Annotated in this window: 13 protein-coding genes; 1 reads left to right on the forward strand and 12 read right to left on the reverse strand. The window is 31.3% G+C overall.

The features are described from left to right. Positions 1 to 255: 255 nt before the first annotated feature. From RWR88_RS07675 to RWR88_RS07725, 11 genes are all read right to left on the reverse strand, one after another. The gene (locus tag RWR88_RS07675) at positions 256 to 1,575 is read right to left on the reverse strand and encodes an ISL3 family transposase (protein WP_314451586.1); all 1,320 of its coding nucleotides are present in this window, start codon (positions 1,573 to 1,575) and stop codon (positions 256 to 258) included. A gap of 296 nt (positions 1,576 to 1,871) precedes the next feature. Next, positions 1,872 to 2,765, reverse strand: a complete 894-nt coding sequence (locus RWR88_RS07680; protein WP_314451588.1) for an RloB family protein — start codon at positions 2,763 to 2,765, stop codon at positions 1,872 to 1,874. A 12-nt stretch (positions 2,766 to 2,777) separates the two neighbouring features. Then, entirely contained in the window at positions 2,778 to 4,148 is a 1,371-nt protein-coding gene (locus tag RWR88_RS07685; protein ID WP_314451589.1) for an AAA family ATPase, read from the reverse strand. Between the two features lie 318 nt (positions 4,149 to 4,466). After that, on the reverse strand, positions 4,467 to 4,688 hold the full coding sequence (locus tag RWR88_RS07690; RefSeq protein WP_314451591.1) for a hypothetical protein: 222 nt from the start codon (positions 4,686 to 4,688) through the stop codon (positions 4,467 to 4,469). A gap of 157 nt (positions 4,689 to 4,845) precedes the next feature. After that, on the reverse strand, positions 4,846 to 5,115 hold the full coding sequence (locus tag RWR88_RS07695) for a hypothetical protein (protein ID WP_314451593.1): 270 nt from the start codon (positions 5,113 to 5,115) through the stop codon (positions 4,846 to 4,848). Between the two features lie 230 nt (positions 5,116 to 5,345). Then, positions 5,346 to 5,756: a PDDEXK nuclease domain-containing protein gene (locus RWR88_RS07700; RefSeq protein WP_314451604.1), complete on the reverse strand. Its 411-nt coding sequence runs from the start codon at positions 5,754 to 5,756 to the stop codon at positions 5,346 to 5,348. Between the two features lie 11 nt (positions 5,757 to 5,767). Continuing rightward, positions 5,768 to 6,370: a DUF1016 N-terminal domain-containing protein gene (locus tag RWR88_RS07705; RefSeq protein ID WP_314451595.1), complete on the reverse strand. Its 603-nt coding sequence runs from the start codon at positions 6,368 to 6,370 to the stop codon at positions 5,768 to 5,770. A gap of 452 nt (positions 6,371 to 6,822) precedes the next feature. After that, on the reverse strand, positions 6,823 to 7,056 hold the full coding sequence (locus RWR88_RS07710; protein ID WP_314451597.1) for a DUF2922 domain-containing protein: 234 nt from the start codon (positions 7,054 to 7,056) through the stop codon (positions 6,823 to 6,825). Between the two features lie 22 nt (positions 7,057 to 7,078). Beyond that, a complete protein-coding gene (locus RWR88_RS07715) occupies positions 7,079 to 7,288 on the reverse strand; it encodes a hypothetical protein (RefSeq protein ID WP_314451599.1) in 210 nt (69 codons plus the stop codon). A 79-nt stretch (positions 7,289 to 7,367) separates the two neighbouring features. Continuing rightward, on the reverse strand, positions 7,368 to 8,132 hold the full coding sequence (locus RWR88_RS07720) for an N-acetylmuramoyl-L-alanine amidase (protein ID WP_314451601.1): 765 nt from the start codon (positions 8,130 to 8,132) through the stop codon (positions 7,368 to 7,370). Next, positions 8,113 to 8,670: a hypothetical protein gene (locus RWR88_RS07725; protein WP_314349878.1), complete on the reverse strand. Its 558-nt coding sequence runs from the start codon at positions 8,668 to 8,670 to the stop codon at positions 8,113 to 8,115. Before RWR88_RS07725 ends, RWR88_RS07720 begins: the two co-directional genes overlap by 20 nt. A 235-nt stretch (positions 8,671 to 8,905) precedes the next feature. Here RWR88_RS07725 and RWR88_RS07730 point away from each other — a divergent pair, with 235 nt between their 5' ends. Beyond that, complete coding sequence (locus RWR88_RS07730) at positions 8,906 to 9,601, forward strand: hypothetical protein (RefSeq protein WP_314349879.1); 696 nt, start codon at positions 8,906 to 8,908, stop codon at positions 9,599 to 9,601. A 182-nt stretch (positions 9,602 to 9,783) separates the two neighbouring features. On the opposite strand, the gene RWR88_RS07735 is transcribed toward RWR88_RS07730, so the two are convergent. Further along, entirely contained in the window at positions 9,784 to 10,974 is a 1,191-nt protein-coding gene (locus RWR88_RS07735; RefSeq protein WP_314451602.1) for an acetate kinase, read from the reverse strand. Between the last annotated feature and the right edge of the window lie 213 nt (positions 10,975 to 11,187).

Genomic DNA, 11,187 nt, shown 5'->3' on the forward strand with positions numbered 1-11,187 from the left:
GTATTTTGACATGGTGGACAGGTAAGTCTAGGATATCCCTTATAAACTGTGCTGTTATTTCAGGATTACTAAAAACTTTCTTTGCTATTAAATCCATCATAGGTCTTGCATCTTTAATACGTTCTACCATTTTTACCACTTCCTATATTTATTGAAGACGACTATTGTCTCTTCACTTATAGATACGAAATAAATGGAGAAAAATATTTTGGCTCTTTGTCAAATAGGGTTGATGAAATAATTTTAGTGAAGGAATTAAGCAGCGTCAGGTTGCTTAATTCCTTTTTTAGTTGTTGGAGTAAAAAGTTTAGACATTAGTAGAATTCTATTTCTAAAATGTGTGAAACTAGTGTAGCCATAAGCGTTTCTTTTAAGTACTTTAATCTTGTTGTTAATGCCTTCAATAGGTCCGTTTGAAAGTGTTGGATACTCACAAGTATTTTGTAAATACGGTAAAAACTTCTTAAATGTTTGTAGAACACGATTTAATCCATCAGACAGATGTTTTGTTTGTACATTCAACAATTCTTCTTTGAATTCATTGAAATTTCGTTCCTTAAACGCTTCTCTTAATTGATGTACTGTTTCATATTCTGGTTTAAGTGAAGGTACTTCTTGTAGTAAATAATCTACAATTCCTTGAGAATGGGTTAACCAATCGAATAATCTGTAATGGCTGTAGTGATAGGATTGAAGGTCATCGCGATTTTTTAAGATTAGTTTCCAGTAACGTTTTAATTTATTATAAAGACGTCTATCTTTATAGCGTACTTGATTCATTTTTCTTGTTCTTGTCTTGTTTAATTCTCTATTTAAAGCTTGAATAATATGGAATGGATCAATAATAATTTTAGCCTTAGGGAATAAACGTTTAATGACTTCGATGTATGGAGCATACATATCAATCGAAATGGTTTTAACATTTAAGCGAGTTTGTAGAGGGAACTGATTGAAATAACGAACTAAATTCTCCATTTTTCTATCTTGAACAACATCAACAAGTTGATGAGTAATAGCGTCACAATAAGCAAAACTCATACTAGCTTCAGCTGAAGCTACAGACTTAAATTCATCCCAACACATATGTTCAGGTAACTCATTTAAAGGCTTAATTCTGAGAGAATCAGCAGTTTCATTGACAACTCTACGAACAGTATGAACAGAAACGTTCATTTCTTTAGCGATATGAGATTCAGAAACTGTTTCGCAAGCTTTGACTTTAATTTCATTTTTTACATTTTTAGAAATAAAAGCATTAAGATCAACGATACTAGTTGTATCAGCAGTAAAACTATGGGAGCATTCACGACATAAGAAACGCTGTTTTCTTAATTTAATAAAAGCAGGTAAGCCAGAAACAGGATTAAGCGTAATTCTAGAAGTACGAGTACCGTTTTTAACAATAGAAAAATCACGATTTACGCAACCACAGTTAGGGCAAGCATCTGGGCAATAGGTATAGTTAGCGAAGAAAAACAGGCTTTTTTTCTTTTTAAAATACACTTCCTCCACATTATTTTCCCATTTTACATTTTTATCTTTGATTTGTAGCACGACTTCTTGTATAGTAGTCATAGGGTTTTCATCTCCTCTTAAATAGTTTGGACGCTTTTAATATAAGGGATGAAGCCCTTTTTGTATACACTAAAATAGGGTTGGTGGATTTTCTCCATCAACCCTATAAATTATAGAACCAATATTTTTTTGCCATAAACTTTTTTTCTAATAACATAAAAAGCCGAAAAGTTTCCCCTTCGACTTCTCACTTTCGTTCTATTATAAAATATTGTTCATATTTTTATACTATCCATATAAATACAGACGAAACTTCCAATTGGAAATTTCTGAAAGACCATTTATTTATGAAGCTATTATTCTATCATTTCTCTTACAATGTTTATAACGGAAGTCCCTAAATGATCTCTAAGTTCTTCATTTTGTATTTCAAATAATTTTGATTGTTCTAAAGCAATTTCAAAATTATTGATGAAATAATCCGTGTCATATTTATTTTTCTTGAATGATTTCCCGGTGTTTTGTAACAAATAATGATTTAATTGACTTTCAGCATATGTTTTTCTACCGTCATTTTTATTTTCTTTAAGAATATTTAAATCTAAGTCACTTACATTTTCAAAATGTAATAAAAGAAAAAATTCAAAGCATGGATTTGTAATTCCTAAAGTCAAATGATTATCTTCAGAGTTTTTTAACACTTCTCTATATTGTTCTTCCGTAAAACTATGGCGATCTCTATCTAATATAATAAATATTTTGTCATACTCACTATCAAACTCTGAAATTGTAAGGTAAGAGTACAACTGCGATTGAATACTCTCTGTCGAATTAAACAAACTAGGGAATTCTTCTGTCAACTTTCTTAATTGATTTGATATCACTGGCAACTCTTCAATCTTTAAATTTTCAACTAATTTATTAAATAAATCCTTTAGTCTTTTTGGATTAAGTTTCTTTTCCGCTTTTACTGTATCAACATATTCAATCACGTCATTAACAACGCTCAATTGATGTGATCTACCTGAATTTTCTTTCCATCTACCTAGGTATTTGATAATTATATTTTCTTTTTTCCTTTCAGAACGAGACAAGCTTTCAAAATACAACTTTTCTGTTTCTACGCCTTCTGCAAAAATAATAAACTGACTTTTTGGCAACTTTGTCTCAGACTTATTTTGACGTTCAAGAAAGGGATTATTTTGATTGCCTAATCTCATCCTTACAGAAACTTTATACCCTCCAACCATAAAAAGCACCTCTTAATCTTTATCTAATTCTGAAAATATGCGACTCAAATTTGGAATTCCACCATATCTCCCATCCAAATATGAATTACTAATATTTTTGTCAAAACGCTCTTTGAATTCTTCTAAGCTATACATACTACTATTCCCATTAGATTTTTTATCCACAAACCATATTTCATCTCTTCTTAAAATATTTAAGTTTAAAATATAATCTTCATATGTAGTTACTATCAATTGGTGAATTCCTCTTTGTTTTTTGAAAGATTCTATAAAATTATACGTTAATAAAGGATGTAAACTTCTATCAATTTCATCTATAACAAATACTTTTTCATCATTATGGAATAATACTGAGAATAATTCAATTAAACGTACAGTTCCATCCGATTCTTCTGACAAACTATATAAAGTTCCATTTTTATGTTTAAACTTCAATTCAAAAAATTCAAATTTTTCATCATTGTTTCGAATAATATAAATGCTTTGTGAAGTATTTAAAATGAAAGTTGCTCTTCCATCCTTACCTTCTCTCTTTCTTTTATCAATTCGCATATTGATATCTTCTAAAATTCTTTCCTGAATTTTTGCAGGTACATTAAATAAATAATCTATAGGAACTTGAATAGTATCGACAATTCCAGTATCATTAAGTTTGAGATATTTTCCTAAATCCTCTTTAAATTCTTCATTTTCCTGAGTTATACTTGCGAACGAATCTCTAGCAGCATCATTTGGACCAAGTACTTCCAATGTATTATGAAACCAATTAAATACCTTCTTAAATAAAGTTTCATTATCTTTAGATTCAATCATTTTCTTTCCATCGTTTACTGAATTTAAAAAGAGCTGAGTATTATCAGTGACGCTATCTTCTAAATAAATAGAAAGTCTATAGTTTTCCTGTTCATATAAATTTAAAAACTCTATATTTAATTCATAATCATTATTTTTTCGATCAAGAATATATATTATTTTTTCTTCATTAGTAATATCATATAACCATTCTGATACAAATTTTTTCTGTGATAAAATTGCTGAGAAACCATAACTATATATCTTATCTTCAATTACAAATTCATATTCAAACTTAGTCTCTCTTAAAGAGTTAGTTTCTTTATTTTTATTATAGCGATTACTGATTAATAAACTTTCATGAAACCCGTTAACAATTAGTGCTTTAGAAATTTCTATAGCGTTCACAAAACTTGATTTTCCGGAAGCATTAGCACCATAAATTGTTGATAATTTTAATAATTTTGAGTTATGACTAAAATCTAACTCAATCAAATCTTCCATATGTTGTCTACTTTTCCCAGGAGCCATCGAAAAAGTTATCAATTTATCAAAAGATAAAAAGTTTTCAAACCTAAAATTAATTAGCATAATTTTTCCTCCTAAATGTGAATGCTTCTCTTATTATCTTACATTGTATAACAAAAATAATAATACCACAAGTTTTTAACTTTACAAAAGTGAAAAAATCACTTTTTATTAAACAACTTCCTAATTTCAATACTAATTTTTTCTTCACTTATAGATACGAAAAATTTCTCGAAAAATATTTTTTATCGTAAAATTTTTTCTTTTTTCTAACAACATAAAAAGCCAAATCTTCCAGACATTGTTTGGAAAATCTTGAATCTTAAAATTTATAGCATCAAAAAAGAACAGTCCCATAACGAACTGTCCTTCTTTTCACTACTATTCCATTTCTTTTCTAAACGCTTCGATTTCTTCCTCTGATAATCCTGTATGCTTTTGGATTTCTTCAATTGGTAAGTTCATTTTAAAGCAGATCATAACTTGCCCTTTTCGTTCTCCAAGTGCTACGCCTTTCTCCATTCCTCGTTTTTCACCAATTTCAATTCCTTCTTCAAGTTGGTGTTTCATTACTTGATAGTATACATCTTCATATTTTTCCATTAATTCTGCAAGCCTCCGTTCTTCACCTGATAGATTTGAGAAGTTCACGATTTTTTGTGCTTCTTTTAATCCCCTGCTTGATTTCGCATTAATTGTACCATTTTTTAGAAAGTCTCGCCACTTTGATAAATCTGTTTTTTCTCCTTCAAGAATGGCTTTATCTGTTAAGTTTACTAGATAAATTCGCCAAATTGAAGTGATTCAAAAAAGTTCGACTTTTTTGAATCACTTCAATCGTGCTATACATTACAGGATTCAGATTTTCTATTGTTTTCTGATAAGTTTCAATCTGATATGGATTAGTCGGTCTAACATTGGTTAGTTTCATTCCCGTTACTGCCTCGATGAAGTCTTCGAGAATATATTCCTTTCCTGTTGTTGTCATCATTTTTTTGAAGAGTAGGTCGTTTGTTGGTTTTATTTTCATAGTGATTCCTCCTTTATTTATCTCTTCATCTATATATACGTAAAAATGGAGGAAAATATTTTTTCTTGGAAACTTTTCCATTTTCTATGAACATAAAAAGCCGAAGAGTATCCCCCCTCGACTTCTTGCTTTTATTCTACTCTAAACTGTTCTTCTGTTTTGAATACTTTTATTGCTGCAGGTTTATTATAGGAGTCAGATACGACACCCTATCTTTCATTATTCTACATTCATTTCCTATTATAATCCCTTAACACTCTCTCAACTTGCGCTTCTAGTATCTCTCTATCTGGAATGTACAAAGTGTATTTAGAAGCAAATATCTGATTCGATAAATTCCCAAGAGCATATTCAGCCTGAATACTATCCTTATCGGTACAAAGGATAATTCCAATTGGTTCAAGATCTGTTTCATCGTTTACTTCTGTCTTATAGTAGTTAAGATACATATTGAGTTGTCCAACAGCTTCTGGCATTAACTTTCCTGATTTTAATTCAATTAAAACATAACTTTTTAATATTTTGTCGTTAAATACCATATCCACATAATAATGAGTATTTCCAAGTGTTATCCTTTGTTGTGCTCCAACATACATAAATCCTCTGCCTAGTTCAAGTAAAAATTTTTCAATATGAGTAATTAATGCTTTTTCTAAATCACTTCCATTACAACCTTTTCTTCAGGCAATCCTAAAAATTCAAATATATAAGGATCTTTTACAATATCACTAGCCTTATTAATTTCATTTCCTTTTAGAGCTAAGTCTAATACTTTTTCTTTATTCTCATCTCCTGATGAAAGGATTAACCTTTCAAAAAGGGAGGTTTTTATTTGTCTTTTCAATTCTCTTACAGACCAATTTGCTTGAACGGTTTCTTTTTCATAAAAACTTCTTTTCTTTTCGTCATTAATATACAGCAATTCACAATAATGAGACCAACTTAATTTGCTAGACAGTGTCTGGCAAATTGGATACAACAAATAGAAATTCCTCATATTTTGTAAGTTAGCTCTTGAAAATCCTTTACCATATTCTTTTATAAGTCTCTTTGATAAATCTGTTATTAATTTCTTTCCATACTCAGCTCTTTCTAAGTTGCCCTGTTCATCTTCTACGATAATTCGTCCAATCTCCCAATAAGTTTGAATCAGAATATTATTTACTTCTCTTGATACTCTATTCCTTGCTTGATCCATCAATTGTTTAATATTGTTATAAACATCTTGATGAATGTTTTCAATCTCATATTTCATATACCTCCACCTCTTTTAGATATTACATCTTTGATACGTTCTACCATTTTTACCATTTCCTATATTTATTTGAAGACGACTAATGACTTTTCATTTGCATTGTCTCTTCACTTATAGATACGAAAAAATTGTAAAAAAATATTTTTAAACTAAAATCTTTTTTACAAATGACATTCAAACATGAACAACATTCTTCTAACTCTTACACTTGTTCCATTATATTTTCCACACCTCACTTTTACAGTTTCCTCCTTCATAATTAGCATGTCTCCACCTACAATACATCAACGTAAAAAACACTCCCGATTTCTCAAAAGTGTTTCTGGATTTGGTTTTGGTTCTGGTTTAGTTTCTGGCTTAGGCTCTGGTTGAGGAGCTGGAGCAGGAGATGTCACACATCAAAAAAGTCGAAGAGTTTTCCTCTCCGACTTTTTCTCCGTTTATCTATTTAACTATTTTTCATCTTTGAATACTTGAGTTACGATACGATCTACATACGCTGCAGATACGACTCCTTCAAACTCTTTCTTGCCTGCTTTTTCAAAAGCATGTGTGTTAACAATTTTCTGCATCGCTGCTTTCACAGTTGCTTCATCTAAGTTTTCTGCTGGCTTAGCAATTACCAAATTTTTATGTTTCCCATCTGCATTTTTAAAGACTAGTTTTAATTCTTTTGTTGTTGTCATATTTATTCACTCCTTTTCTTAATTATCCAATTGTATGACGGTAATGAGATACAACTGTTACATAGCTAACTGTCTCTTTCATCAATGTTTTCAAAGCATCCCCAATTTCTTTTACTGCTTCTTCATCTGCAGTTTCAATAAGGTTTGCTAAACTTTTAATTCGTTTTGCTTTTCCTCTTTCCTCATCCATATGAAACACTTCTAATGTTGATTTTTGAAATACTTTTGCCATTTTCTTTTTCCTCCTATTTGTTTTTTGTAGTGTCATGACTTGCTACACTATAAAAAGAAAAATTGGAATTATTTTTACCCTATTCACTTAATTTTTTATTAACAATTTCTTGAATAGCATCATAGTCATAGCCCTCTTCTTCTAAGCGTTGTTTTCGTTCTGTTCCATTTCCCCATAATCCAAGAATAACCTCATCTGCCATCTCATCATCTGTTTTTGGGTTATTTTGATTATCTTCTGATAAATCTTCTATAGTTTCTCCACCTTTTCCTCCAGTGTTTTCTTCCGTAGTTTCCAAAACATCACCATCCTGTTTTTCCATTGCAGCCAACATTTCCTCCACTGTACTTCCTAGCTCTGACAACTCAGTCATTCGAGCAACAAAATACTCTTTCACACTTTCGGTTGTTCCTCCATGTAAGGCTAAGCTTCTATGAGGGCATGAAGTAGGTACAAACTCATGATGGAGCCTTACTGTATCCGTTGAAATCGGTAGTCCATAATAGAGTAAATCTTCCGTAGCTTGCATCAGAGTCATTTCTTCATTTTGTAAAAATTCTTCATCGGTGACTTTCATACTTTCACATACTTCGTAACCAATCGAGCGAATATTACTCCACCAATCACCGGTATGATAGGCTATATGATACGTATCCACTACTCGTACAATCGTATCTCGATTACAATAATAATGCGCAATTCCTAGAGATTTTTCACGATATCTCAACCATTCAATATACTCAGTTGGTGTCATATATCCTGCATCATTATGAATGACCACAAACTCCATTCCTACTAAACGTCCACTATTCTCCATTAAAGTTTCATTGATTTTTTCGACCATTTGACTCTCCTCCTTGAATCCATTGTTGATATTTTTTTTGAATAGCTTGTCGATCCCGATAATATTTACTCTTACAACGTCCTTCAAGCTCCGCTAATTCCTTAATGGAATTAGACTGAGTTAAAAATAAATCTAAAGTTTTCTTCTGTCTCGGGGTCAGTAATTCATACAATTTGCCTAATTCTTCACTCGTCTCCAATTGTCCTTGAATATCACTAGTGCTTCCTAGCATAAATTCCAAATTTTCATCACTACACTCTCGCATTTTTTGTTGATTTTCTTTTGAAAAATATCGTAAACAAATCCAAGTAAATCCCCGCTTAATATAGGAGGCATAAATATAACGATGTTCCTCTAATGGATTTCCTGCTAGTTTTTGAAAAGTTTCTAAAATAAGGATTCTTCCTAGTTGTAATAAATCTTGATATTCTGAGTTCGTATTTGAAACATGATATCCTCTTAACACAGAATGCAATACCGGTTCAAATGTTTGAAGATATTCTTCACTCCAGTCTGTTGGCATATCCCAATAATCCATACGCTTCTCTCCTTTATGTTTTTCTACAAGATCTTGTTACTAAAACTGTACGACAAATGACTCATTTAAACAAAATTCGTCTTTGCCATTTTTCAATGTAAATTGTAGAATTCCAATAAATTTCCCTTTAATTATTATATTTTTCTTAATTTTTGTGATTTTTTTCACTTTTATATTTATTTTTGACTTATTTAGTAGTATTCTAAAGAAAAAAGCAATTTAGGAGGGTATTTTTATGTCAAAAATAATTATTGATTTTAATCGTGGGTGTGATGCACAGATTTTCGATTCTTGTATTCAGCATCATATTCCCGATATTACGAGCGATGTCGTCCTTCTCTACGATATTAGTGACGATCCTCGTACCGATTGTAATAGTATTATTGTCACCAGTTCCGGGCAATGGTTTATCACTCGTCAAACCACCTCTCAATTATTTGATTCTTTACAAAAAAACACTCCGATTTCATATACTCTTACAAAAGAAATTACGAAAAGAATTTCTAACATTCGAAAAAAAATTCCGTATTGTTTTGATTACTTCTTATATTTCCCTATTTATACATTTTCTAATCATCATCATTGGTGTGGTTATCATCACTGCATTCATAAACAAAAAGTTGGTGACTCTCTTCATCTATACTTCGACCAAGCTTTAGAAATCATTCTTCCTTATAAATATGCTACAGCTATTTCACATACTGAAGTTTTCGACTCTCTTTTAAAAACCAATCAAGAACTGAAATTTCATTTTTATAAAAATTTTCCAATTGTAAATTCTTCAACCCACGAACAATTATCCATCACATTATTTTGTCAATTTTTCATTCCAATTATTTTAGAGTATATTAACAAAGTATCACCTGATGAATTAGATGAAACAACAATAGAAGAAGTTTTGAAACATTTTGAGGTCTTTTTAGATAAGTAGAAATATCTATGCACAAAAAAAGAGGCTTAACATTACTGTTAAGCCTCTTTTTCGCTTTTTCTATTATTTGAACTGAGTTCGAAAAAGCTGAATCGGCGTGCGTTTCGGTGAAGTCTGTCGGAGCTTCTCTCCTCTCAGCCTTCCCCTCCAACGGTCCGATTCAAAGCGCTTTTTCTCACATCTTATTTTTTGCGTAGACGTTCGATATCTCTTGCGATTTCTACTTCTTCATTTGTTGGAATATTTAATACTGTTACTTTCGCATTGTCTGATGAAATGATTGCTTCTGAACGAGTGTTGTTACGTTCTTTGTCAATATCACATCCGAACCATGTAATTCCGCTAATAATTAAGTCACGGATTTTAATTGAGTTTTCACCGATACCAGCAGTAAATACAATCGCATCTACACCATTCATTACGGCAATATATTGACCAATGTATTTTTGAACACGATCCACAAAGATTTCCATTGCTACTTTAGCATCTTCGTTAGTTGCTGAAGCATTGTCAATATCACGCATATCGCTTGATAAACCTGATAATCCTAATAAACCAGATTTTTTGTTTAAAATATCAACCATTTCGTTAATATCTGTAATGTTTAATTTGTTCATTAAGAATGCTACTAATGAAGCATCGATGTCTCCAGAACGAGTACCCATTGTAACCCCTGCTAATGGAGTGAATCCCATAGATGTATCTACTGATTTACCACCATCAACGGCTGTAATTGAAGCACCATTTCCTAAGTGACATGTAATGATTTTTAATTCTTCAATTGGTTTACCTAATAATTCAGCTGCACGGTGTGAAACATAACGGTGGCTAGTTCCGTGTGCTCCGTATTTACGTGCTTTGAATTGTTTGTAGTATTCTAATGGCACACTGTATAAGTATGCTTTTTTAGGCATTGTTGTATGGAATGAAGTATCGAATACAGCAACACTTGTAATATCTGGTAAGATATGTTTGAATGCACGCATTCCGATAGCTTCTGCTTTATTGTGTAATGGAGCAAATTCTGCTAAATCTTCTACTTGTTGGATAACTGTATCATCTACTAAAGCTGAATCTTTGAAGATTTCTCCCCCAGCAACTACACGGTGTCCAACACCAGTAATTTCATCAAATGAAGCAATAATGTTTAATGCTACTAATTGCTCTAATAATTTTTCTACGGCTACTTCGTGGTTTGGAATATCTTCTACCACTTCATATTTTTGATCATCTCCGTAGCTGATTGAGAAGATTGAATTTTCTAATCCAATACGTTCTACTAATCCTTTTGCCACAACTTCTTCTTGAGGCATGTTAAATAATTGGAATTTCAAACTTGAACTTCCGGCATTAATCGCGATTGATTTTGACATAATCTGTCTCCTTTGTGTGATAATGTTCTTCTTTTGTGAAAAACACTGTACAATCTCCCTTTAAAAGTTTCATGTTCCAGTATTCCTCGCATCACATTTATTTTAGCATAACTAAGTACAGATTGAAATAATAAATCCTTGGTTCTACTTTCTTTTTCTCTAAGAAACACAAACATTTGTGACACGAACCAGTGTCAATACAACTTGTGGGAC

Source organism: uncultured Granulicatella sp., assembly GCF_963528195.1.
In the GTDB taxonomy this organism is placed as follows: Bacteria; Bacillota; Bacilli; order Lactobacillales; family Aerococcaceae; genus Granulicatella.

Excerpts from the sequence above, each read along its gene's own strand:
- RWR88_RS07710 (WP_314451597.1), bottom strand. The coding sequence starts at position 7,056 with ATGACAACAACAAAAGAATTAAAACTAGTCTTTAAAAATGCAGATGGG.
- RWR88_RS07695 (WP_314451593.1), bottom strand. The coding sequence starts at position 5,115 with ATGAAAATAAAACCAACAAACGACCTACTCTTCAAAAAAATGATGACA.
- RWR88_RS07735 (WP_314451602.1), bottom strand. The coding sequence starts at position 10,974 with ATGTCAAAATCAATCGCGATTAATGCCGGAAGTTCAAGTTTGAAATTC.
- RWR88_RS07730 (WP_314349879.1), top strand. The coding sequence starts at position 8,906 with ATGTCAAAAATAATTATTGATTTTAATCGTGGGTGTGATGCACAGATT.
- RWR88_RS07690 (WP_314451591.1), bottom strand. The coding sequence starts at position 4,688 with ATGGAAAAATATGAAGATGTATACTATCAAGTAATGAAACACCAACTT.
- RWR88_RS07685 (WP_314451589.1), bottom strand. The coding sequence starts at position 4,148 with ATGCTAATTAATTTTAGGTTTGAAAACTTTTTATCTTTTGATAAATTG.
- RWR88_RS07680 (WP_314451588.1), bottom strand. The coding sequence starts at position 2,765 with ATGGTTGGAGGGTATAAAGTTTCTGTAAGGATGAGATTAGGCAATCAA.
- RWR88_RS07720 (WP_314451601.1), bottom strand. The coding sequence starts at position 8,132 with ATGGTCGAAAAAATCAATGAAACTTTAATGGAGAATAGTGGACGTTTA.
- RWR88_RS07675 (WP_314451586.1), bottom strand. The coding sequence starts at position 1,575 with ATGACTACTATACAAGAAGTCGTGCTACAAATCAAAGATAAAAATGTA.
- RWR88_RS07705 (WP_314451595.1), bottom strand. The coding sequence starts at position 6,370 with ATGAAATATGAGATTGAAAACATTCATCAAGATGTTTATAACAATATT.
- RWR88_RS07715 (WP_314451599.1), bottom strand. The coding sequence starts at position 7,288 with ATGGCAAAAGTATTTCAAAAATCAACATTAGAAGTGTTTCATATGGAT.
- RWR88_RS07725 (WP_314349878.1), bottom strand. The coding sequence starts at position 8,670 with ATGGATTATTGGGATATGCCAACAGACTGGAGTGAAGAATATCTTCAA.